Raw genomic sequence first — 22,973 nt, 5'->3', positions numbered from 1 at the left:
AATATATGTAGATGAAGTCTATTGTAGCTTACATCGTGTGTGGATACTGTTTCAAAATTCCATAAAAAAACGCCTGTGATATCACAGGCGTCTATTATAACTTTTATTGAAAAGTAAGTTGATTACTCGTCAAGGAAGCTACGTAGTACCTCAGAACGGCTTGGATGGCGTAATTTACGCAGTGCCTTCGCTTCAATCTGACGAATACGTTCACGGGTAACATCAAACTGTTTACCCACTTCTTCCAAGGTATGGTCGGTATTCATATCGATACCGAAACGCATACGCAGGACTTTCGCTTCACGTAATGTTAAGCCAGCTAACACTTCGTGAGTTGCTGAACGTAAGCTTTCTGATGTTGCAGAATCTAGTGGTAATTCGAGAGTCGTATCCTCGATAAAATCGCCTAAATGTGAATCTTCATCGTCACCGATTGGGGTTTCCATGGAGATTGGTTCTTTAGCGATTTTCAGTACCTTACGGATCTTGTCTTCAGGCATCAGCATGCGCTCTGCAAGCTCTTCTGGTGAAGGTTCACGTCCCATCTCTTGCAACATTTGACGAGAGATACGGTTCAGTTTATTAATCGTTTCGATCATGTGAACAGGGATACGGATTGTACGCGCCTGATCAGCGATTGAACGAGTAATTGCCTGACGGATCCACCATGTTGCATAAGTTGAGAACTTATAACCACGACGGTATTCAAATTTATCAACCGCTTTCATCAGACCAATATTCCCTTCCTGAATTAGGTCAAGGAACTGCAAGCCACGGTTGGTATATTTTTTCGCGATAGAGATAACGAGACGTAAGTTCGCTTCGACCATCTCTTTTTTCGCACGACGTGCTTTGGCTTCACCGATAGACATACGACGGTTAATATCTTTAACCTGTTCGATTGTCAGTCCAGTTTCAACTTCAATTTGTTGCAACTTTTGTAAACTGCGTTGTACTTCTTCTTCAATACCTGCCAGTTTTTCAGACCAAGGCTTATTCATTGCACGAGCAGCAGTGAACCATGTGTCATTGGTTTCGTTACCTGTAAACAAAGTAATGAAGTTTTTCTTTGGCATCTTAACTTGATCAACACAAAGACGCATGATGTGACGTTCTTGAGCACGAACTCTGTCCATCATTTCACGCATATTGTTAACCAGATAATCAAACTGTTTTGGTACTAAGCGGAACTGTTTGAAAATTTCAGATAACAATAAGATTTCAAGCTCTGTATCTTTGTGGTTACGACCTTTCGCCTTGATAGTTTGGCGAGTTTTTTCGTATTGCTCACGAAGCTCAGTAAATTTCTGACGCGCTAATTCAGGATCGATGCTGTTATCATCATCGCTATCGCTGTCATTGTCGCTATCTTCATCTTCGTCTTCATCTTCGTCTTCATCACTATTGTCAACGTCATCATCATCTTTGTCTAAATTGACATCTTCACTTTCTGCCATTTCTTCGGCATTAGGGTCAATAAACGCAGTAATTAAGTCTGAAAGACGTGCTTCGCCAGCTTCAACGCGATCATACTGTTCAAGAAGATAAGTAATTGCTTCAGGATATTCTGCAACGGAACATTGAACTTGGTTAATACCATCTTCAATGCGTTTTGCGATATCAATTTCACCTTCCCGGGTGAGCAGTTCAACTGTTCCCATTTCTCGCATATACATACGGACAGGGTCGGTTGTACGGCCAATCTCAGATTCTACACTAGAAAGTACCTGAGCTGCGGCTTCTGCAGCATCATCATCAGTATCATTTGAATTTTCTGCCAGCATCAGATCATCGGCGTCAGGTGCTTCTTCCATAACCTGAATGCCCATGTCGTTAATCATCTGGATGATGTCTTCGATTTGATCTGAATCGACGATATCTTCCGGCAGATGGTCATTGACCTCAGCATAGGTCAGGTAGCCTTGCTCCTTACCTTTAGTAACAAGTAGCTTCAGCTGTGACTGCGGGTTTTGCTCCATAAGACGGTATCCACACTTCAAAGTAATTTGGGTTGGTGTCGGTCGGCGATAACTGTTCAGCCAACAATAACTACGGAGGGGCATTTTCATTGTCGATTGCTACGGTCCCCTCAGCGTAGCAAATGTAGGTTTTTAGTACCTACCGATAGCGGCAATTAAGCCGTGTTTTTAATCTTAATTTTGTGTTTACTTTTTAACGCGTGCCTGTATTATCAATTGGACTTCTTCGCGTTCATCTTGCGTTAGGCCTTCTGTTCTCTCTTTCGCAATAAGCGCGTTTAAACGTTCGTCCATTGCGGTTAAAAAAAGATGATCTAACGTGTCTGTAAAGGTTTTCTCTGCAATCTCATCTATATCTATATCGTTCCACATTGCCAATTTTTCAAGCTGTTTACCGAATTTATTCTCTCTATAGAGTTCGATAATCTGTCCTGTATTTAGGCCCGGTTGTGCTTGGCAAACGGAAACTAACTCAATAAAAAGCGATAGACCTGCAATTTTTTCTGTACTTAATCCCTCGAGAGGGGGCACTAATTTAGAGAACTCTGGGTTTTGTATCAATAAGGCAATCAATATACGCATTGGTGTAGTGCGTAATTTTGTCGGTTGATACGACAACTCGTGATTAACCGGTGTTTTACCAAATAAACGATCCATTTGCTCAATATCGGGATTTCCCGTTAAGCTTCCAAGCTCTCTTAATAAATATAGACGTAAAGTTTCACTTGGGATCTTATCTATTAATGGTCTGGCTAAACTATATAGCTTACCATTGCCTTCTTGAGTACTCAGATCCACTTGCGGAACGAGTGAATCAAACAAAAATTCTGATAATGAATGTGCTTGTTCCATACGTTTTTCAAAAGCGTCTTTACCTTCACGACGAACCAATGAATCAGGATCATCACCTTCGGGTAAAAACATAAAACGTAAAGAGCGACCATCATTTAAAAAAGGAAGGGCGGTTTCTAATGCTCGCCATGCGGCATCACGACCAGCTCTATCTCCATCATAGCAGCAAATAATGTTATCCGTTGTCCGAAAGAGCAACTGGATATGTTCTGCTGTAGTGGAGGTTCCTAATGAGGCAACGGCATAATCAATACCAAACTGCGCTAATGCCACAACATCCATATAACCTTCAACAACTAATAGCTTTGTGACGTTATTATTAGATTGTTGCGCTTCATAAAGTCCGTAAAGTTGGCGACCTTTATGGAATATCTCTGTTTCTGGTGAGTTTAAGTATTTAGGTAAATCATCACCTAACACTCGCCCTCCGAAGGCAATAACACGGCCACGTCTATCTCGGATAGGAAACATGACTCGTTGGCGAAAACGATCATAAGTGCGGCCATTATCGTTAGTTATTACCATACCCGCTTCAAGAAGTAAGGCTTTATTATCGGCACTTTGACCAAAACGTTTTAGGGCGTTATCCCAACCAGTTGGCACAAATCCAATAGAGAAACGGGTAATAATCTCTTCACTAAGACCTCGATGCGCGAGATAGTTTCTTGCTTCTTGTGCATCAGGTTTATTGAGAGCGCTACTATAATACTGATTCAACTTCTCCATCACTTGATAGAGATTTTGTCTTATATGTCGTTCAATAGGGCTACTGCCTGTTCCTGATTCATAAGGAACTTCTAACCCATGCATTGCTGCTAACTCTTCAATGGTTTCGACAAAATCAAGCCTGTCGTAATTCATCAAAAAATCAATAGCATTGCCATGCGCGCCGCAACCAAAACAGTGATAAAACTGTTTGTCGCTATTTACTGTGAAAGAGGGCGTTTTTTCATTATGAAACGGACAACACGCTGAATGATTTTTGCCTTGTTTTTTTAACGGCACGCGAGCGTCGATAAGATCGATGATATCGGTTCGAGCAAGCAAATCATTGATAAATGAACGTGGAATTCGTCCAGCCATAAGCCCTTTTACGCCTGTTGTTGAACGAGAATAAGCCGCGCTCTCAGAAGAAAGCACGGCCTTTAACTGCGACTACAGTGTCTGCATATGTTGCGGTATAAGCCGCAAAATATTAGTACAGACGAGTACGACGTGCGTTTTCGCGAGCTAATTTTTTAGCGTGACGTTTTACTGCTGATGCTTTAGCGCGTTTACGTTCAGTCGTTGGTTTTTCATAAAACTCACGACGACGAACTTCTGCTAATACGCCTGCTTTTTCACAAGAGCGTTTGAAACGACGAAGAGCAACGTCAAATGGCTCGTTTTCACGTACTTTGATTACCGGCATGTGCCTCTCACCTCAATAGAAATCGGTTTGCGCTGGCATTATTTAAGCCAGCCGACATTTAAAATGGTGCGGAATTTTACTTCAAAGCAGGGCACTTTGTAAAGAGATGCACAAAATTGAAACGCAAACTCTCACTTTTGTGTCTTTTTTGGGAGACCACAAAAAGCGAAAGTCGCTAACCACACATTTAAATCACTTAAAATAGGTGGATAATTATAGAACAGAAAAAGGAATTTGTCACATGCTGGTATGTAAAAGATGTGCTGAAGGCGTATAAAATCACCGAAATAATGGTACAATCGATTTATTACGCGAGTCCGCGAAGAAGAATTTGGAAGCGTCATGCGAGTTTTAGGTATTGAAACATCTTGCGATGAAACCGGTATCGCAATTTACGATGATAAAGCCGGTCTATTAGCGAATCAACTTTATAGCCAAATTAAACTACACGCCGATTATGGTGGTGTAGTTCCTGAACTTGCTTCACGGGATCATATCCGTAAAACAGTACCTCTTATTCAAGCGGCACTGAAAGAAGCAAATCTTACGGCACAAGATATTGATGCGGTTGCTTATACAGCGGGACCCGGTCTTGTTGGCGCTTTGCTTGTAGGCGCAACAATTGGACGCTCGTTAGCTTTTGCATGGGATGTTCCAGCTATTCCTGTTCATCATATGGAAGGCCATTTATTGGCTCCAATGCTTGAAGAGAAAACACCTGAGTTTCCGTTTGTGGCACTTTTGGTTTCTGGTGGTCATACACAATTAATCAGTGTGACAGGAATTGGCGAATACACTTTATTAGGTGAATCTATCGATGATGCTGCCGGTGAAGCTTTTGATAAAACAGCAAAATTGTTAGGATTAGATTATCCCGGCGGTCCTGTTTTATCGAAAATGGCGCAACAAGGCACAGAAGGTCGATTTGTTTTTCCTCGTCCAATGACTGACAGACCGGGGCTTGACTTTAGTTTCTCTGGTTTAAAAACCTTTGCTGCTAATACTATTCGTCAAAATGACGATTCAGACCAAACTCGCGCTGATATTGCACGGGCATTTGAAGATGCTGTTGTTGATACGCTAGCGATAAAATGTCGTAGAGCTTTAGAACAAACGGGCTTTAAACGTTTAGTGATGGCGGGTGGTGTAAGTGCTAACCGGACATTACGTGCGAAAATGGAAACCGTGATGAAGCAATTAGGTGGCGAAGTTTTTTATGCGCGCCCTGAACTGTGTACTGATAATGGTGCAATGATTGCATTAGCGGGGATGATCCGCTTTAAAGGCGGTACAGAAGGCCCATTAAGTGTGACTGTAAGACCTCGCTGGCCTTTAGCTGAATTGCCTGCCCTTGAAAATAAATAATGCATTGTAAAGTGTCTATTTCTAATTTGACACTCGATGTTTGCAAAAGAAAAGCCACTTTATAAGTGGCTTTCTTTTTTCAATTCAAATTTTAAACAGACGTTAATTAATCTTCTTTTTCTTGCTCTTTCGCTTCTTGAATGATCTCTTTTTCCGTTTTTTCGGTTTTCTTTTTCAATTTGTGCCAGATCCGGCTTTCTTGACCACGCCATAAACGTTGAATATTGTCATGATGACGGTAAAGTACAAGACATGATAATAACGCGACGGGATAAGTGAATTCTGGTTTAAACCACCAAACGTAAAAAGGGGCAAGTAGTGCGCTGATGATCGCGCCAAGTGATGAATAGCCACTCAGTAAGACGGTGAGTAACCATGTTCCTGCAATAAGACCACTTAAATCCCAACCAATGGCAGCAATAGCACCAAATGCAGTGGCAACGCCTTTTCCGCCTTTAAAGTGGAAGAAAACAGGGTAGATATGCCCAAGGCAAGCTGCGATTGCCACAATGCCGAGGTAAAAAGGAGGCACATTTAAGTAGTAGGCGAGCCAAACAGGGAGCATCCCTTTTAGGACGTCACAGATAAGCACTGCCGCTGCGGCCGCTTTTCCACCAATACGTAGGACGTTGGTCGCTCCGGGATTGCCAGAGCCAAATTTTCTTGGATCAGGTAGTCTTGCCAGTCGGCAAATCAATATCGCGCTGGAGATTGAGCCGCACAAGTAGGCGAAGATGATCATTCCAAGTGCGTTAGCACTCATTTGTATTCTCCAATGTTTATGTAAGTTCGTTAGGCATGTATGGATAATACGCATATTTCATCGGAAGTGGTATCCGATGAGCAGAAAAAATAAGAGATGACGTGATGGATATCGTATTTATTGAGCAATTATCAGTAATAACCACAATCGGTGTTTATGATTGGGAAAAAACCATAAAACAAAAATTAGTGTTCGATATCGAAATGGAATGGGATAACAAACGCGCATCCCAAACCGATGATGTGGTTCATTGTTTAGATTATGCCAGTGTGAGTAATGCAATCATTGACTATGTTGAGACCCGACGTTTTGAGTTAGTTGAACGTGTAGCAGAAGAAGTGGCACAGCTATTGATAACTCAATTTGCTGTACCTAGAGTAAAAATTAAATTAGCGAAACCTGGGGCTGTTGCACAAGCCAAAAATGTGGGTGTAATTATTGAGCGTAAAGCTTAATTAGAGCTGATCCTGATTAAGTCGTGATTTCCATTTTATAATCGCGACTTCTCGTTGCTTGGTTAGCGCATCTCGTATTGCACTACCTTTTAATCCACTTTCAATAATTGGCTTAATATCCACATTATTTGCAATTGCGAAAGCTTGGCAAAGAAACGCGCGTTGTGGATAAACGAGATTTTCTAATCCTTTTCGTCCTCTGGCGTCCGCTTCACTCACCATCGCTAATTGCTCAACACGTTCAGGTTTTCGCCATGCGTCAATAGCATCAAGTAAGCGGATTATTTTTGAAGGGCGCATTCTATCAATACGATGGATATGATCATGAAACCTTGCCGTTAGGCGTGCCAAATCACGAATATGATTAGGAATACGATAACGTTGGCATAAGGCTTCAACTAAAGGAACACCGGCAGGGCCATGTCCATGGTGATGAGGCCAATTTTCAGGAGGTGTTAATCCTTTTCCCAAATCATGGCATAAGGCGCTAAAGCGTACCGCAATATCGTCGGTTAATTGGCTAGCGATATTGAGTACCATCATGGCATGAATGCCTGTATCGATTTCTGGGTGCCATTTTTCAGGCGCAGGAACACCAAACAAAGCATCAATTTCAGGAAAAAGAACACTTAAAGCACCACATTGACGTAGAACTTCAAAATAGACTTGAGGCGCGGGGCTCTCAAGGGCTTTTTCTGTTTCTTTCCAAACACGTTCAGCCGTCAGCGCATTTAGCTCGCCACTTTGTGCCATTGTTTTCATTAATTGCAGTGTTTCAGGTGCAACTCTAAATCCTAAAGGTGCAAATCGTGCAGCAAAACGTGCAACCCGCAAAACTCTTAAAGGATCTTCTGAAAATGCTTCAGAGACATGACGAAGTTGTCTCGCATGAATATCATCTATGCCATGGTAAGGATCGACATATTCACCATTAGCAGAATAAGCAATAGCATTAATGGTGAGATCACGACGTGCGAGATCGTCTTCTAACGTGACATCTGGCGCTGCATAACAAGTGAAACCCGTGTAACCTGAGCCTGATTTTCGTTCTGTACGCGCAAGGGCATACTCTTCATGAGTATCTGGATGAAGAAAGACAGGAAAATCTTTGCCTACTTGTTGATAGCCTTGTTGTAACAGCATTTGAGGTGTTGCACCAACAACAACCCAATCTCTGTCTTTTACTGGCATCTGCAATAGTTGGTCGCGCACAGCACCACCAACAAGGTATATATTCACGGGATCACTGTTCCTTTGGCTGAATATTAGTTCATCCAACGATCGTTGCGTTTACGACGACGAGGAATGATATGTGGAAGGATTAGGCCAAAAATAAGACCCGCACCAGCAACACCACCACCATACATAAACCACTGTAAGATGATGTCACGTTGTCGGTCATCTAACTGTTGATTAGCGAAATCAAGTTTTTTCTCAGCAACAGCAAGTTTTGTTCTCATCTGTTCATTTTCTTTTTTCAAACCGTTGATTATGTCATCGCTGTTTGAGACTTTGTTTTGCATATCTATAGTACGTTGATTCCAACTTTGGTCGATATTCGCTAGTTTATCGCGTAGTGTTTGGATCTCTTTTTCCATAGCAGGAATACGAGTACGCATACTTGGTTGGGCACTTAGTTGGTTTTCTGGTAACCAGACAGTACGATCTTTATCATCTTTAATTTGTACATAACCTGTTGCCGCATTGCGAGAAATGACAGTAACGGTTGAACCTGAATTTAAAGAGCCAACAATTCGATACTGATTTCCTGGTCCACTATGCACATAAGTGGATAATTCATCGGAAACATAGCGAGTTTCTGCGTGTGAGCTCAGAGAAACACCTAAGCCAAGTAAGGAAATAAAAAGTAAGGGTAATTTTCGCATTATGTTTTCAACTTTTTTATCTATACAAGAGAATATTTTTACTGATACTAAAGAGTAAAGTTTGCGTAAGCAAATAGTAAACCAGAATGAGAACACTCTTAACTGGTAGAATATAGGGATAATCTGCCTTTTATTCATTATTGTTATTAGGCTATCACTTGCAAAATGAAAATGCGTCAAATATTTTACTAATCAATTGATTTACTTAAGGGAAATAGAATGAGCCAATTAGAAACTGAACTCAAAATGAGTGCTATACCTGCCGCTATTCCTCACATTATTCAGCGCATTCTGACTCTACCTCATCAACACTCTGCACCCAAAAAGCTGACTAATCTTTACTTTGAGACGACAGATAATCAAATTCGTCGTTGGGATATGGGATTGCGTATTCGTGGTGTTGATGAAAGTTATGAAATGACAATTAAAACCGCAGGTAAAGTGGTTGCAGGTTTGCATCAACGTCCAGAGTATAACGTGAAATTAGAACAACCTAAATTAGATTTAGCGCGCTTTCCAGCAGAAATCTGGCCTGAAAATACAGATTTAACCCTATTAGAAACACAACTCAATGTGCTGTTTAATACCGATTTTTATCGCGAAATCTGGCTGGTGGATTTTCAAAATAGCCAAATTGAAGTGGTATTAGATAAAGGTGCTATTCGTACTCATCAATACGAGTTGCCGATTGAAGAGTTCGAGTTAGAGCTTAAAAAAGGCGATGTGTCAGATGTTATCGCATTAGCAACTTATTTAGGTGAAAAGGGGGGATTGCGCCTAGCTTCTCGCAGTAAAGCAGCTCGAGGTTATTATTTAGCGAAAGATAAACCTGCTTTATCGTTGAGTGTGGTGAACCTTTCTCCTAGTGATACAACTGCTCAGCAACTCACGAAATGGTTAAGTGCAATACAAGCATTAGAAGAAGCCATTTTTGCTAACCCAACACCACCGACAATTACTATGCCAGCAATGTTGGCGTTATTTTCAGATTGGTGTAAAAAACAGTCTGATCTGCCTGAATCTATGCAACAGTCACTCAATGGTATTTCACCGTTAACATTTACAACTGCAACCGACTATTATCATGTTTTATGGTTGAATTTTAAGTTATCTTCTATGGCGTGGTTACTATCTATTGCTTAATTTCCTGACAACTTGAGAGTCTATTTATGTCTGTTATCGGTGTATTTCAACAATTGTGGAATAAAGCACAGTGTGGGTTCTCTTCTCAATTAAACGCGTTAGCACCTTTTAGTGAGCTTGAACAACAGTTTTTTGCTTTTAGCCCTTTTGCAACAGAGCATTTACGCGTTAATCCTCAATGGTTAACTGATATCAGGCAAAATCCACCAACTAGTGTGGAATGGCAGAGTTATGAGTCTCAATTAACAGAAAAATTAGCCAATGTTGATAATGAAGATGATGTGATGCGGATCTTACGCCAATTTCGTCATCAACAATTAGTGCGCATTGCATGGCTACAATTTTTTCAATTAGGCGATATTCCTTGTGCACTAAAACATTTGAGCGTATTGGCTGAAACATTAATTTGTGTTGCGAGAGATACGCTTTATCAGCAATGTTGCCAACAATGGGGAACACCTTGTGATCATGAAGGAAAACCTCAACCATTATTGATTTTAGGAATGGGAAAACTAGGTGGGTTTGAACTTAACTTTTCTTCTGATATCGACTTAATTTTTGCCTATCCTGAAAATGGATTTACGCAAGGTGGACGCCGAGAATTAGATAATGCACAGTTTTTTACTCGCTTAGGTCAAAAGCTTATTAAGGCTTTGGATCAGCAGACCATTGATGGCTTTGTCTATCGTGTTGATATGCGATTACGTCCTTTTGGTGAAAGTGGTCCTTTGGTAATGAGTTTTGCAGCACTGGAAGATTATTATCAAGAGCAAGGGCGAGATTGGGAACGCTATGCGATGATCAAAGCGCGTGTTCTAGGTGCTGAAAAGAAAGAATATTGCCAAATTTTACGGCAAATGTTACGTCCTTTTGTTTATCGTCGTTATATTGATTTTAGTGTGATCCAATCACTTAGAAATATGAAATCCATGATCAGTCGCGAAGTCCGTCGTCGTGGCATGATTGATAACATAAAATTGGGCTCTGGGGGGATACGTGAAATTGAATTTATTACTCAGGTTTTCCAGCTAATTCGTGGGGGAAGAGAGCCCGAGTTACAAAGTAATTCATTATTAACAGTGCTTAATGTCATCACTAAACTTGAGCTGTTAACATCACAAGAAACCGCGCAACTAACTGAAAGTTATCTTTTCCTTCGCCGATTAGAAAATTTACTGCAATCTATTGGTGATCAACAAACCCAAACCTTACCAGAAAGTGAAGAAGATCAAGCACGGTTAACTTTTGCAATGGGATTTGATGATTGGGAAACGCTTTATCAAGAAATTAGCCACAAGATGCAGGCTGTTTCCGTGATTTTCACGCAATTAATTGGTGAAGAAGACGAGAACGATGATGAAGACGATATCGCTGAATTTAAGCGTCTTTGGTTATTAGGGCGTTTGCCTGAAACGTCGTCATTATTTCATGAGACATTAACCATCGAAGCTCTTGAGGCGATAAATCAGACGTTGCAGAATTTTCGACAAGATATTGGCAAGCGAACGATTGGGCCGAGAGGACGAGATGTTCTTGATGCCTTAATGCCAAAACTATTAGCTAAAATTTGCCAACAACCTCAAACTCTAGTGACACTACAACGCGTGACGCCTCTGTTATTAAGCATTGTGAGTCGAACAACGTATTTAGAGTTGATGCAAGAGTCGGATGAAGTTTTAACGCATGTCATACGGCTCTGCGCGGCATCTCCGATGATCGCTGAACAATTAGCACTTCACCCTTTATTGTTAGATGAATTACTTGATCCCAATTCTCTTTATCAACCCCTGCCTTTAGATGCGTATCGTGATGAATTACGACAATATTTATTACGTGTGCCGGAAGAAGACGAAGAGCAACGATTAGAAGCATTACGTCAGTTTAAGCAAGCTCAATTACTACGTATCGCTGCTGAAGATATTACAGGTGTATTACCTGTCATGAAGGTTAGCGACCACCTAACCTACTTGGCTGAAGCTATGATTCATACTGTTGTTCATCAAGCTTGGTCATATATGGTGAAACGTTATGGTGAGCCCGAACATTTAGCTCATCGTGATGGACTGGGTTTTGCAGTGATTGGATACGGCAAATTGGGGGGATGGGAGCTAGGATATAGCTCTGATTTGGATTTAGTCTTTTTATTAGATTGTCCAATAAATACAGTGACAACGGGAGCAAAACAGATTGATGCTCGCCAATTTTATCTGCGTTTAGCACAGCGTATTATCCATTTGTTTAGTACACGAACTTCCTCTGGCGTATTGTATGAGGTTGATGCGCGTTTACGCCCTTCAGGTGAATCCGGTATGTTGGTTAGTACTATTCAAGCTTTTGATGAATATCAGAAAAATGAAGCTTGGACTTGGGAACATCAAGCGCTAATTCGTGCCAGAATGATTTATGGTGATGATGAATTACAACAGATGTTTTCACGTATTCGTCACGAAACGCTATGTCTTTCTCGTGATGCTGATGTGTTACAAAATGAAGTACGCGATATGCGTAAAAAAATGGTGCAACATCTTGCACCAACACAAGCAGATAAATTTGATTTAAAAACTTCATCTGGCGGTATTACCGATATTGAATTTATCGCGCAATATTTAGTATTGCGTTTTTCTCACCAATATCCGGCTTTAACTCGTTGGTCGGATAATGTGCGTATTTTTGAGTTAATGGCAAAACATCAAGTGATGGATGAAGATGAAGCCCTCGCTTTAACACATGCTTATGTCACATTGCGCAATGAATTACATCACCTGGCGCTACAAGCATTACCTGCTATTGTGGATAATCATTGTTTTATCGCAGAGCGCGAGTGCGTATTAAAAAGCAAACTGAAGTGGCTCGGTGAACAAGAGTAATGGTTTGTTGGCATGAAGTCTTATGTGTATCTCTTTTTGCTTAACAAGTTATGGTATTATTTCGGCTTATTTTGAAAATAAATGTGGAGTATGGGATGAAAGTAACGCTGCCGGATTTTAATAAGGCCAATGTGTTGGTTGTCGGTGACGTCATGTTAGACCGCTATTGGTATGGCCCAACAAGTCGAATTTCACCAGAAGCCCCAGTGCCAGTGGTCAAAGTAGATACCACAGAAGAGCGACCAGGAGGGGCTGCAAACGTTGCAATGAATATTGCGTCTCTTGGTGCTAATTCGCGTTTAGTGGGTTTAACCGGTATTGATGAAGCCGCAAAAGCATTGAGCAATACATTAAATCAGGTCAATGTGCGTTGTGATTTTGTCTCTGTTGCGACACATCCAACGATCACAAAATTACGTGTTCTTTCTCGTAATCAGCAATTAATCCGTCTTGATTTTGAAGAAGGATTTAGCAATGTTGATCCTCAACCTATTTATGAACGTATTCAGCAAGCATTACCTTCTATCGGTGCATTGGTTTTATCAGACTATGCCAAAGGCGCGCTTTCTCATGTTCAAGAGATGATCCAACTGGCGAAAAAAGCAGGTGTCCCTGTATTAATCGATCCTAAGGGAGCTGATTTTGAACGTTATCGCGGTGCGACATTATTAACACCAAATATGTCTGAATTTGAACAAGTCGTTGGTGTCTGTAAAACCGATGATGAGCTGGTGGAGAAAGGCACAAAATTAGTTAGAGATTTAGATCTTGAAGCGTTGCTTATCACTCGCTCAGAGCGTGGAATGAGTTTACTCCGTGCTAATGAAGCCCCACTGCATTTACCAACTCAAGCACAAGAAGTTTATGATGTTACAGGCGCGGGAGATACGGTAATTGGTGTATTAGCAACCTCTTTAGCTGCAGGCAAACCTTTAGGCGAAGCCTGTTTCCTTGCAAACGCTGCTGCAGGTGTTGTTGTGGGTAAACTAGGAACATCCACTGTATCACCTATTGAGCTTGAAAATGCTATTCGTGGTCGTGCTGACAACGGCTTCGGCATGATGGAAGAAGAGCAATTAAAACAAGCTGTCGAATTAGCGCGTCAACGCGGTGAGCGTATTGTTATGACGAATGGTTGTTTTGATATTCTTCATGCAGGTCATGTTAGCTATTTAGCAAATGCACGTAAACTCGGAGATCGCCTTATTGTTGCTGTAAATAGTGATGCGTCTACTAAGCGCTTAAAAGGTGAAAGTCGTCCTGTTAACCCATTAGAACAGCGTATGACGGTTTTGGGTGCTTTAGGCGCAGTCGATTGGGTTGTTGCGTTTGAAGAAGATACACCACAGCGCTTAATTGCCTCTGTATTACCAGATATCTTAGTTAAAGGTGGTGATTATAAGCCTGAAGATATCGCAGGTAGCAAAGAAGTTTGGGCTGCTGGCGGTGAAGTAAAAGTGCTGAATTTTGAAGATGGCATTTCTACAACAAATATTATTAATGCGATTAAAAAGAAATAATGACATAAATTAACGATGAAAGGCACTCTTTGGAGTGCTTTTTTTTATAATAAAGGATCTAACTATTATCATTTTTAATGACATTTTTATTAATGGTTATTGTTCTCTTTTTAAATGATACTCAACAATATAATCTTGAGTGTTTCTATACATAATCGAATAATTAATATAATCACCCTGAGTACTATATGATAATGTACTAAGTCTTAATATTGGAATGTTAGCTTCTATTTTTAATAATTGACAAATATTGTTATCAGGCATAATAGGGTGAAAAGTTTCATAACTTCCTGATATTTTTATTTGGCAAATATTTTCAATAAAATCAAATTTAGAACCTTCTAAATGCATTAAGGTTAAATTACGAAAATATTTAACAGGCATGTAACTGTCTTCAACAATAAGTGGTTTATTATCGACGTAACGTATTCGCCTTGAATAAAAAATACGTTCATTTGAGTTGATACGTAATTTACTGGAGATAGATAAAGGGCAGGGAATAACACGAAATTCTATAACTTCACTTCTTACATTGTGGCCTGTATTTGCCATTAATTCGACAAAGCCTTTTAAGCTTGCATTTTCATGATGAACATCTTTTTCTTTAATATAAGTTCCTGAACCATGTTTTCGTTCTAATAATCCTGCGGTCACTAATAAATCCACCGCTTTACGTATTGTCATTCTCGATACGTTGTATTGCTGTGCTAATGATTTTTCTGCTGGTAAAGGGTCACCAATTTGGTATCCAGCCGAATTTATTTGAATTCTTAGGCTTTTTGCAATGTCTTTGTAGATCACTTTTATACCTCTTTTTATTCTTAAAACCGGCTTTCTTTATTTAATTTATATGAATCTAATCTTTTGATATATAGGATAATCATTTATACCTCAAAAATGTGAACGTTATCAAAAAATAAAAAGTGATCTGATTTTTGACTAAAAATGAGATCACTTTGCCTGAAAGATTAGTATGAATCAGATCACGAATAATTCATTTTAGATGAGAGAATAAAGAGAAAAGAATCTAATCTGAATTTACAGAAAAAATATGAATTAAATAGCATGTCGTTTCAGTAGCAGTAAATAAGAGGATATTTTTATGCTCAGTCAAATACAACGATTTGGTGGAGCCATGTTTACCCCTGTCCTGCTATTTCCTTTTGCAGGTATTGTTGTAGGCATTGCCATTTTATTACAGAATCCATTATTTATTAGTGAAGATTTATTAAGACCCGATAGTTTATTTTTCCAAATTGTTCATATTATTGAAGAGGGGGGATGGACTGTTTTTCGTAATATGCCTCTTATTTTTGCAATTGGTTTACCAATAGGCTTAGCCAAAACAGCACAAGCACGAGCTTGCCTTGCCGTTATGGTAAGTTTTCTCACTTGGAATTATTTTATTAATGCAATGGGAATGGTTTGGGGCAGTTATTTTGGTGTGGACTTTACAAATGAGGTTGGTGGAAATAGTGGCTTAACAATGATAGCTGGAATTAAAACATTAGATACCAGTATTATTGGGGCAATTATTATTGCGGGTATTGTAACAGGTATACATAATCGTTATTTTGATAAACAGCTTCCTGTTTTTTTAGGTATATTTCAAGGAACTTCGTATGTTGTATTAATTAGTTTCTTTGTCATGTTACCGCTAGCGTGGATAACGTTATTTTTCTGGCCAAAAGTGCAAATTGGCATTCAATCTTTGCAAGTATTTATGGTTGGATCGGGTTCTTTAGGTGTTTGGATATATACCTTCCTTGAACGTATTTTAATTCCCACTGGCCTACATCACTTTATTTATGGTCCTTTTATTTTTGGCCCCGCAGTCACTGAACATGGAATTCAAGTTGATTGGGCTCAAAATATGCAATATTTCAGTCAAAGTACTGAATCTTTAAAAGCGTTATTTCCAGAAGGTGGCTTTGCATTGCATGGTAATAGCAAAGTCTTTGGTTCTATTGGTATCGCACTTGCTCTTTATTTTACTGCTGCACCTAAAAATAGAGCCAAAATTGCAGGTTTGCTTATACCCTCTGCATTGACCGCTGTATTCGTGGGAATAACAGAACCTTTAGAGTTCACATTCTTATTTATCTCTCCGTTATTGTTTGCCATTCATGCCGTGTTAGCTGCCACATTAGCGACAACACTTTATCACTTTGGGGTTGTCGGAAATATGGGCGGAGGGATCATCGATAATTTCCTACCTATGAATTGGATCCCAATGTTTCATAACCATTACGGGATGATTATTACGCAAATAGTCATAGGCCTTATTTTTACAATGATTTGGTTTGTGGTGTTTAGAACATTAATTATCAAACTTAATTTAAAAACACCCGGTCGTGAAGAGGATGATGAAGAGATCAAGCTCTATAGCAAACAAGATTATAAAAATAAAAAGTCACAAGATTCGGATAGTTCAAAAACAGCAAAAGAAGATCGCAAGCTCGCACTTCCTAAAGGCATCCTTGAAGGCTTAGGGGGAAGTGGAAATATCAAATCCTTAAATAACTGTGCAACACGTTTACGTATCGAAGTGATAGATAACGAGATAATTGAAACAGATGCCTATTTTAAAGGGCTCGGTGTACATGGTGTAGTGCGTAAAGGTCATGCATTGCAAATTATTATCGGGCTACACGTTTCTCAAGTGAGAGACAAAATTGAACAACTTATGAAAGAAGATAGACAAAATAACACCTTGTCGGAGGCTATATAATGAAGAAGTTCTCAGTCGTAATTGCAGGTGGCGGTAGTACATTTACACCCGGTATTATTTTGATGCTACTGGAAAACTTAAAACGTTTTCCATTAAGAGCTATCAAGTTTTATGACAATGATGCTGAGCGGCAAGAAATCATTGCTAAAGCTTGTGAAATCATTCTTACTGAAAAAGCACCTGAAATTGATTTTTGCTATACCACTGATCCCAAAACGGCCTTTACAGATGTTGATTTTGTGATGGCGCATATCCGTGTTGGTAAATATCCAATGCGCGAAAAAGATGAAAAAATTCCTTTGCGCCATGGTGTATTAGGACAAGAAACTTGTGGTCCTGGTGGTATCGCTTATGGTATGCGTTCTATCGGTGGCGTATTAGAGTTGGTTGAATATATGGAAAAATATTCGCCAAATGCCTGGATGCTAAATTATTCTAACCCAGCTGCCATTGTCGCTGAAGCTACTCGTCGTTTAAAACCGAATGCGAAGATCTTAAATATCTGCGATATGCCAATTGGCATAGAGTCACGTATGGCACAAATTGCAGGATTAAAATCACGCAAAGAGATGCGTGTCCGTTATTACGGTTTAAATCACTTTGGCTGGTGGACTCAGGTTGAAGATTTACAAGGTAATGATTTACTGCCAGTTATTCGTAAACATGTTGCGGAACATGGGTATATTCCCAAAGTGGCAGGTGAGCCAGTTGAAGCGAGTTGGAATGATACATTCGGGAAAGCAAAAGATGTGTGGGCACTAGATCCGACAACTATGCCGAATACTTACTTGAAATATTATTTATTCCCAGATTATGTTGTTGCGCATTCTGATCCTCATCATACTCGTGCAAATGAAGTGATGGAGCACAGAGAGAAGAATGTATTTAGCGCCTGTCGTGCCATTACTAGTGCAGGTAAATCATCAGCAGGGCATCTTGAGATTGATGAACATGCTTCTTACATCGTCGATCTAGCAACAGCTATTGCGTTTAATACTCAAGAAAGAATGCTACTGATTGTTCCTAATAACGGATCAATTATTAATTTTGATCCAGAGGCAATGGTTGAGATCCCTTGCATTGTTGGAAGTCATGGCCCAGAGCCTTTAGTTATGGGTAAAATTCCATTATTCCAAAAAGGGATGATGAGCCAACAAGTTGCAGTTGAAAAATTAGTGGTAGAAGCCTGGATTGAAAAATCATATTTGAAACTTTGGCAGGCGATTACAATGTCTAAAACTGTGCCAAGTGCGACTGTTGCAAAAGCGATTTTAGACGATTTAATTGAAGCGAATAAAGACTATTGGCCAGCGTTAAAATAGCTATTGATGGATATTTTGAGTATATAAAAAATAACCCTGTATCTTTGTAAGATACAGGGTTATTTCTTTATTACTAAAACAAGTAATAAAGTGAATAGATTAAGCTTTATTTTCTGCTGGAGTTTCTACCACAATTTCCACTTCTTCAACTTGGGCAATTTCAGCTTGAGGTTTTTCCTGCAGACCAGCTTCTAGCTCATTTAAACGTTGCTCTAAACGATTAAGTTTTTCACGAGTACGTAATAAAACTTGAGTTTGTACATCAAACTCTTCGCGATTAACTAAATCCAATTTGTTTAATTGAGATTGTAGAACAGTGCGGATTTTTTTATCAATATCATCACCAATATCTTTAATGCCCTGTGGCAGGACGTTTTGGATTTGGCGCGCGACTTGTTCAAGTTTTTTCGGGTCCAACATGGGAAGTCCTCACAAATAAAATAGAAAGCTGAGGCTAAGTGTAATATGAGGACAGAGGGAATAAAACCAGATATCAAGATTATTGTTACTTTTTATTATAAATAGTTAAATAACCGTATGTCATAAAATGATTATGTGATGAAACAAAGATTGTCGCCGATTGATGATTGCCTCTTATAATTTTAAAGCGTATAGTTTCACCGTTAATCTCAGGGCGGGGTGAAAGTCCCCACCGGCGGTAGATACCTGAATATTTAGGTAAAGCCCGCGAGCGCTTTGTGTTGCCATTGTGATGCAAAGGTCAGCAGATCCAGTGTGATTCTGGAGCCGACAGTTAAAGTCTGGATGGGAGAGAATAAAATAGCATCAGTAGGATCATTGTATCCATTCCTGTTGTTTCTGCTTATGTACTTACTAAGCAGAGATCCACTCCTAAGACTGCCCTGGTTCTGGTAACTTTCATTAATTATTGAGGTTTTTTTACCATGAATCAGACGCTACTTTCCGAATTCGGTAATCCATTTGAGCGTGTTGAACTTGCTCTAGAAGCCCTTCGTGCTGGTAAAGGCGTGATGGTGCTCGACGACGAGAACCGCGAAAATGAAGGCGATATGGTTTTCGCAGCAGAAACTATGACCACAGAACAAATGGCGATGTCTATTCGTCATGGTAGTGGCATTGTTTGTTTATGTATTACAGAAGAACGCCGCCAACAACTTGATTTGCCTATGATGGTGGAAAATAACACCAGTCATTTCCATACTGCATTTACAGTAACGATTGAAGCAGCACAAGGTGTAACAACCGGTGTTTCAGCCTCTGATCGTTTAACCACAGTACGTGCAGCGGCAGCTGATAATGCAAAACCAAGTGATTTAAATCGCCCAGGTCATGTATTCCCATTACGTGGTCAACCTGGGGGAGTGTTAACACGTGGCGGGCACACAGAAGCGTCGATTGATTTAGCAACTTTAGCCGGTTTTAAACCAGTTGCAGTGTTATGCGAATTAACAAATGACGATGGCACAATGGCAAGAGCACCAGAAGTGATCACTTTTGCTAAAAAGCACAATATGCCTGTGCTAACTATTGAAGATTTAGTGGCTTATCGTCTTCGTGAGGAGAAAAAAGCTGGCTGAAATTAACATGTTATAACCGACACTGAAAACACACACACTTATTTAAGCTACTTAAGGAAACTTAGGTGGCTTTTTTCATATTTTTTGAATAACTATTTCATACTTCTTTGACTATATTTCAAGTAAGAAGGCGCTATGCTAACGCCATAAGATCACAAGCCATAAGAGGTGATTATGGACACAAAAATGATGCCAGCGCTGTTTATTGGACACGGTAGCCCAATGAATGTATTAGAAGATAATACATATACTCGCCTCTGGTCAAAATTAGGGGAAACGCTTCCTCAGCCTAAAGCGATTTTAGTGATTTCAGCCCATTGGTATACCGATGGAACTTATGTAACAGCAATGTCGCAACCAAAGACAATTCATGATTTTTATGGATTTCCACCAGAGTTATACGCAATAGAATACCCAGCGCGAGGCTCGATAGGCTTGGCCGCACTAATTGAAGATCTTATCGATCCGATTAAATTAAAACTCGATATGGAACAATGGGGATTAGATCATGGAAGTTGGGGAATACTTGAAAAAATGTATCCCAACGCAAATATTCCAGTTGTTCAATTAAGCATTGATGCTCGCCAATCAGCGCAGTGGCATTATGAATTGGGACAAAAGTTGGTTGAATTACGTAAAGAAGGTGTCTTAATCATTGGTAGCGGTAATATCGTTCACAATTTAAGAATGATGGATTGGCAAAATAGCAATGCGACGCCTTATTCTTGGGCATTAGCCTTTAATGAGACAGTCGAAAACAGCTTACGAAGTGATAATGTACCAGAAACGTTATTTACGATTTTATCAACAGAAGAAGGGCGGTTGGCACATCCTACACCCGACCATTTTTTACCTGCGTTGTATTTATTAGGCTTAAAACAAGAGGGTGAAAAGGTAACAGTGCTGAATAATGATATTGTGAATAAATCGCTAAGCATGATGACGTTTCAAATTGGATAAAACTATCCAATAAAAACTAATTGATTTATAGAAGTGAAAGGCTAAATTTCTTTTATGGAATTTGGCCTTTTTTACTGATAACGAAACCTATTTTGAATAAAAACACCTTACCGCTTATAAGCAATAAGGTGCTCAACATGATTTTAAGATTTCTATTAATCTAAAATAATATGTGGATAGAAGCGGGAAAGATCTTGAGTAATAAGCTCTCTATCTTCTCTAATACAAATACCTGCAGATTGGTCGTTAACCAGCCAGCTACCAATTAATGTATAGCTATCGCCAAATTTTGGCAGTGGATGGAAATCTTGAACAATAAAGCCTTCTTCACCGTAAGGGCCATCTGCGACAGCAATATCCTTTCCGTTTTCAACAATGCGAATATTTGCACCTTCGCGTGAAAACAGTGGCTTGATAACATAGCGCGATAATGAATCAGGCGCTTTACCATCATAAAAATAAGCTGGTAGTAGATTTGGGTGATTAGGGAACATCTCCCAAAGCATTGGTAGCAATGCTTTATTCGAAATAATGCTTTTCCAAGAAGGCTCTAACCAACGAATACCTGCATCAGCCAGCTTAGTTGAGAAGTCTTCGCGGAACATAAATTCCCAAGGGTAAAGCTTAAACATATTACTGATTATCTGATCTTGCAGATCAGTTAATTCACCACGTTCACCTAAACCCAGATCTTCAATAAAAACAAAGTCAGTCGTTACTTGGGCTTCTTCAGCACAATCTTGTAAATATTGAACTGTACCGCGATCTTCTTCAGTATCTTGGCAACAAGACATATGCAGATAACGCATTCCGTATTGATCACGAAGCTCTGCGAATCGATCAATTAACTTCTCTTGAATGCTATTAAATTGATCGGCATTTTGCGGTAAACGACCTGCATTGACTTGATCTTCAAGCCAGATCCATTGGAAAAAAGCAGACTCATACAGTGATGTCGGAGTATCTGCGTTATTTTCTAACAGTTTTGCTGGGCTTTTACCGTCATACGCTAAATCAAGACGTGAATAGAGTGAAGGTTGAGAAGATTTCCATGAATCACGCACAAAATCCCAGCAGTGACGCGGGATCTGAAAGCGAGTCAGTAATTCTTCACTATTAGCCACTTTATCAGCGACTTGTAAGCACATCTGATGCAACTCTTCCGTCGTTTCTTCTAACGTTTCAACCTCTTCCATTGAGAATTGATAATAAGCATCTTCAGACCAATAAGGCTCGCCATACATGGTATGAAAGTTGAAGCCAAATTCCGTTGCTTTTTCACGCCAATCCGGGCGTTCAATGATATTTTCGCGTTTCATGGTTTTAATTAACCACCTGAACGATAAGAAGACGAACCGGTTGAGCTACGGTTATTATTGGTTGCATTGGTACGTTGAGCAGCTGCTTGTCTTGATACAGTGTTACCAAAGCCACCACGAGTTACCGTTGAGGTTGTTGATGGTTTTGGTGTCATGGCTGTTTTTGGTACGTTCATTTGACGACCGCCAACTGCAGGACCGTAGTTACGGCCTGTTGCATCCACAAATTTACCATTTGCAGGGCTTGTTGGGTTACGCGAACTAAATAAAGGTTGTGCTGGTGCACCACCACCCATTAGGCGACCCATCATATAACCCGCCATTAATGGCATAAAAAAGCTACCACCGGAGTTAGCTTGAGCCATTTGCGAACTATCTGGATTAAGGTTATTGGCATTTTCAGTGCTTACAGGCTGTCCATCAATAGATGCTGTTTGAGTACATTGTGCATCACCGAATTCAGCTACACAGTCTTCTAATGTTGCGTATTTAGGTGCGGTACGCTGTGCTTCTTGCAATGCAGTGCGATAAGAGTCTTCACATTGTGCTGCTTGTGAAGGATTCGCTTGAGCACATTCTTGTGCGTTCATATACAGTGAAACTGTCTCATCGCTCTCTTCACATCCTGAAAGCGCGAATACAGCAGTGATGGCGATTGCAACAGGCGCCAGACGATAAGGGCGAAATGCTTTACGGAAAGCATCACGATTAATCGATTTGGTACGTTTCATTGGCATATTGATAAGATCCATAAAAGGTAAAACGTTCAAAATAAAAGCTAGGATAGGTTAAATAGTCTAGAAAATAAATAAGAAACGCCTAATCATCAGGGATAACCAGA

At 39.9% G+C, this 22,973-nt stretch carries 19 protein-coding genes and 1 riboswitch; of the genes, 9 read left to right on the top strand and 10 right to left on the bottom strand.

Annotated features, from left to right (window positions below; all coding sequences use genetic code 11):
* Positions 1-122: 122 nt before the first annotated feature.
* The 3 genes from rpoD to rpsU form a co-directional block, all read right to left on the bottom strand.
* On the bottom strand, positions 123-1,979 hold the full coding sequence (gene rpoD / locus GTH25_RS14485) for an RNA polymerase sigma factor RpoD (protein ID WP_075672892.1): 1,857 nt from the start codon (positions 1,977-1,979) through the stop codon (positions 123-125).
* 186 nt (positions 1,980-2,165) lie between these two features.
* The gene (gene dnaG / locus GTH25_RS14480) at positions 2,166-3,914 is read right to left on the bottom strand and encodes a DNA primase (protein WP_075672893.1); all 1,749 of its coding nucleotides are present in this window, start codon (positions 3,912-3,914) and stop codon (positions 2,166-2,168) included.
* Between the two features lie 112 nt (positions 3,915-4,026).
* Positions 4,027-4,242: a 30S ribosomal protein S21 gene (rpsU, locus tag GTH25_RS14475; RefSeq protein WP_001144069.1), complete on the bottom strand. Its 216-nt coding sequence runs from the start codon at positions 4,240-4,242 to the stop codon at positions 4,027-4,029.
* A gap of 342 nt (positions 4,243-4,584) precedes the next feature.
* Between rpsU and tsaD the strand changes: the two genes are divergently transcribed.
* A complete protein-coding gene (gene tsaD, locus GTH25_RS14470; protein WP_098941951.1) occupies positions 4,585-5,607 on the top strand; it encodes a tRNA (adenosine(37)-N6)-threonylcarbamoyltransferase complex transferase subunit TsaD in 1,023 nt (340 codons plus the stop codon).
* Between the two features lie 106 nt (positions 5,608-5,713).
* Here tsaD and plsY read toward each other — a convergent pair whose 3' ends face one another.
* Complete coding sequence (plsY, locus tag GTH25_RS14465) at positions 5,714-6,370, bottom strand: glycerol-3-phosphate 1-O-acyltransferase PlsY (RefSeq protein WP_075672895.1); 657 nt, start codon at positions 6,368-6,370, stop codon at positions 5,714-5,716.
* A gap of 104 nt (positions 6,371-6,474) precedes the next feature.
* On the opposite strand from plsY, the gene folB reads away from it, so the two are divergent.
* Positions 6,475-6,825: a bifunctional dihydroneopterin aldolase/7,8-dihydroneopterin epimerase gene (folB, locus tag GTH25_RS14460; RefSeq protein WP_075672896.1), complete on the top strand. Its 351-nt coding sequence runs from the start codon at positions 6,475-6,477 to the stop codon at positions 6,823-6,825.
* Here the strand turns inward: folB and GTH25_RS14455 are convergent, their stop codons facing one another.
* Positions 6,826-8,064 carry a multifunctional CCA addition/repair protein gene (locus GTH25_RS14455; RefSeq protein ID WP_099660219.1) on the bottom strand — a complete coding sequence of 413 codons (1,239 nt, stop codon included), beginning with the start codon at positions 8,062-8,064 and terminating at the stop codon, positions 6,826-6,828.
* A 26-nt stretch (positions 8,065-8,090) separates the two neighbouring features.
* Complete coding sequence (locus tag GTH25_RS14450; RefSeq protein WP_075672898.1) at positions 8,091-8,711, bottom strand: TIGR04211 family SH3 domain-containing protein; 621 nt, start codon at positions 8,709-8,711, stop codon at positions 8,091-8,093.
* Between the two features lie 219 nt (positions 8,712-8,930).
* On the opposite strand from GTH25_RS14450, the gene GTH25_RS14445 reads away from it, so the two are divergent.
* The 3 genes from GTH25_RS14445 to hldE all read left to right on the top strand — a co-directional run bounded on the left by GTH25_RS14445 (position 8,931) and on the right by hldE (position 14,241).
* The gene (locus GTH25_RS14445) at positions 8,931-9,854 is read left to right on the top strand and encodes a CYTH domain-containing protein (protein ID WP_109419687.1); all 924 of its coding nucleotides are present in this window, start codon (positions 8,931-8,933) and stop codon (positions 9,852-9,854) included.
* 26 nt (positions 9,855-9,880) lie between these two features.
* Entirely contained in the window at positions 9,881-12,721 is a 2,841-nt protein-coding gene (glnE, locus tag GTH25_RS14440; protein WP_159241794.1) for a bifunctional [glutamate--ammonia ligase]-adenylyl-L-tyrosine phosphorylase/[glutamate--ammonia-ligase] adenylyltransferase, read from the top strand.
* A gap of 95 nt (positions 12,722-12,816) precedes the next feature.
* Positions 12,817-14,241, top strand: coding sequence for a bifunctional D-glycero-beta-D-manno-heptose-7-phosphate kinase/D-glycero-beta-D-manno-heptose 1-phosphate adenylyltransferase HldE (gene hldE, locus GTH25_RS14435; RefSeq protein ID WP_099660216.1), 1,425 nt, complete (start codon positions 12,817-12,819; stop codon positions 14,239-14,241).
* Between the two features lie 96 nt (positions 14,242-14,337).
* On the opposite strand, the gene GTH25_RS14430 is transcribed toward hldE, so the two are convergent.
* Positions 14,338-15,042: a GntR family transcriptional regulator gene (locus tag GTH25_RS14430; RefSeq protein ID WP_099660215.1), complete on the bottom strand. Its 705-nt coding sequence runs from the start codon at positions 15,040-15,042 to the stop codon at positions 14,338-14,340.
* Positions 15,043-15,343: 301 nt separating this feature from the next.
* Between GTH25_RS14430 and GTH25_RS14425 the strand changes: the two genes are divergently transcribed.
* Positions 15,344-16,972 (top strand): alpha-glucoside-specific PTS transporter subunit IIBC, encoded by a 1,629-nt coding sequence (locus tag GTH25_RS14425; protein ID WP_075672903.1) that lies wholly within the window; start codon positions 15,344-15,346, stop codon positions 16,970-16,972.
* Complete coding sequence (locus tag GTH25_RS14420; RefSeq protein WP_075672904.1) at positions 16,972-18,294, top strand: 6-phospho-alpha-glucosidase; 1,323 nt, start codon at positions 16,972-16,974, stop codon at positions 18,292-18,294. The genes GTH25_RS14425 and GTH25_RS14420 overlap by 1 nt, the downstream gene beginning before the upstream one ends.
* A 99-nt stretch (positions 18,295-18,393) precedes the next feature.
* Here the strand turns inward: GTH25_RS14420 and ubiK are convergent, their stop codons facing one another.
* Positions 18,394-18,714 carry a ubiquinone biosynthesis accessory factor UbiK gene (ubiK, locus tag GTH25_RS14415; RefSeq protein WP_075672905.1) on the bottom strand — a complete coding sequence of 107 codons (321 nt, stop codon included), beginning with the start codon at positions 18,712-18,714 and terminating at the stop codon, positions 18,394-18,396.
* A gap of 201 nt (positions 18,715-18,915) precedes the next feature.
* Positions 18,916-19,075, top strand: a riboswitch (FMN riboswitch).
* A 124-nt stretch (positions 19,076-19,199) separates the two neighbouring features.
* Between ubiK and ribB the strand changes: the two genes are divergently transcribed.
* Together ribB and ygiD are read left to right on the top strand one after the other, a co-directional pair.
* On the top strand, positions 19,200-19,853 hold the full coding sequence (gene ribB, locus GTH25_RS14410) for a 3,4-dihydroxy-2-butanone-4-phosphate synthase (protein ID WP_072070063.1): 654 nt from the start codon (positions 19,200-19,202) through the stop codon (positions 19,851-19,853).
* A gap of 174 nt (positions 19,854-20,027) precedes the next feature.
* Complete coding sequence (ygiD, locus tag GTH25_RS14405) at positions 20,028-20,813, top strand: 4,5-DOPA-extradiol-dioxygenase (RefSeq protein WP_164530686.1); 786 nt, start codon at positions 20,028-20,030, stop codon at positions 20,811-20,813.
* Positions 20,814-20,968: 155 nt separating this feature from the next.
* On the opposite strand, the gene GTH25_RS14400 is transcribed toward ygiD, so the two are convergent.
* Both GTH25_RS14400 and GTH25_RS14395 read right to left on the bottom strand, forming a co-directional pair.
* Positions 20,969-22,132: a glutathionylspermidine synthase family protein gene (locus GTH25_RS14400; RefSeq protein ID WP_075672907.1), complete on the bottom strand. Its 1,164-nt coding sequence runs from the start codon at positions 22,130-22,132 to the stop codon at positions 20,969-20,971.
* 8 nt (positions 22,133-22,140) lie between these two features.
* Positions 22,141-22,869, bottom strand: a complete 729-nt coding sequence (locus GTH25_RS14395; RefSeq protein WP_075672908.1) for a DUF1190 family protein — start codon at positions 22,867-22,869, stop codon at positions 22,141-22,143.
* Positions 22,870-22,973: the final 104 nt, after the last annotated feature.

The organism is Proteus terrae subsp. cibarius (assembly GCF_011045835.1).
GTDB lineage: Bacteria > Pseudomonadota > Gammaproteobacteria > Enterobacterales > Enterobacteriaceae > Proteus > Proteus cibarius.
This window is presented reverse-complemented; position numbering and strand designations above follow the sequence as displayed.

Bases quoted from the DNA above. Each gene is read 5' to 3' on its own strand.
- GTH25_RS14395 (WP_075672908.1), bottom strand. From the start codon at position 22,869: ATGCCAATGAAACGTACCAAATCGATTAATCGTGATGCTTTCCGTAAA.
- ygiD (WP_164530686.1), top strand. From the start codon at position 20,028: ATGGACACAAAAATGATGCCAGCGCTGTTTATTGGACACGGTAGCCCA.
- plsY (WP_075672895.1), bottom strand. From the start codon at position 6,370: ATGAGTGCTAACGCACTTGGAATGATCATCTTCGCCTACTTGTGCGGC.
- GTH25_RS14400 (WP_075672907.1), bottom strand. From the start codon at position 22,132: ATGAAACGCGAAAATATCATTGAACGCCCGGATTGGCGTGAAAAAGCA.
- dnaG (WP_075672893.1), bottom strand. From the start codon at position 3,914: ATGGCTGGACGAATTCCACGTTCATTTATCAATGATTTGCTTGCTCGA.
- glnE (WP_159241794.1), top strand. From the start codon at position 9,881: ATGTCTGTTATCGGTGTATTTCAACAATTGTGGAATAAAGCACAGTGT.
- GTH25_RS14450 (WP_075672898.1), bottom strand. From the start codon at position 8,711: ATGCGAAAATTACCCTTACTTTTTATTTCCTTACTTGGCTTAGGTGTT.
- GTH25_RS14425 (WP_075672903.1), top strand. From the start codon at position 15,344: ATGCTCAGTCAAATACAACGATTTGGTGGAGCCATGTTTACCCCTGTC.
- ribB (WP_072070063.1), top strand. From the start codon at position 19,200: ATGAATCAGACGCTACTTTCCGAATTCGGTAATCCATTTGAGCGTGTT.
- GTH25_RS14445 (WP_109419687.1), top strand. From the start codon at position 8,931: ATGAGCCAATTAGAAACTGAACTCAAAATGAGTGCTATACCTGCCGCT.
- tsaD (WP_098941951.1), top strand. From the start codon at position 4,585: ATGCGAGTTTTAGGTATTGAAACATCTTGCGATGAAACCGGTATCGCA.
- ubiK (WP_075672905.1), bottom strand. From the start codon at position 18,714: ATGTTGGACCCGAAAAAACTTGAACAAGTCGCGCGCCAAATCCAAAAC.
- rpsU (WP_001144069.1), bottom strand. From the start codon at position 4,242: ATGCCGGTAATCAAAGTACGTGAAAACGAGCCATTTGACGTTGCTCTT.
- GTH25_RS14420 (WP_075672904.1), top strand. From the start codon at position 16,972: ATGAAGAAGTTCTCAGTCGTAATTGCAGGTGGCGGTAGTACATTTACA.
- rpoD (WP_075672892.1), bottom strand. From the start codon at position 1,979: ATGGAGCAAAACCCGCAGTCACAGCTGAAGCTACTTGTTACTAAAGGT.
- folB (WP_075672896.1), top strand. From the start codon at position 6,475: ATGGATATCGTATTTATTGAGCAATTATCAGTAATAACCACAATCGGT.
- hldE (WP_099660216.1), top strand. From the start codon at position 12,817: ATGAAAGTAACGCTGCCGGATTTTAATAAGGCCAATGTGTTGGTTGTC.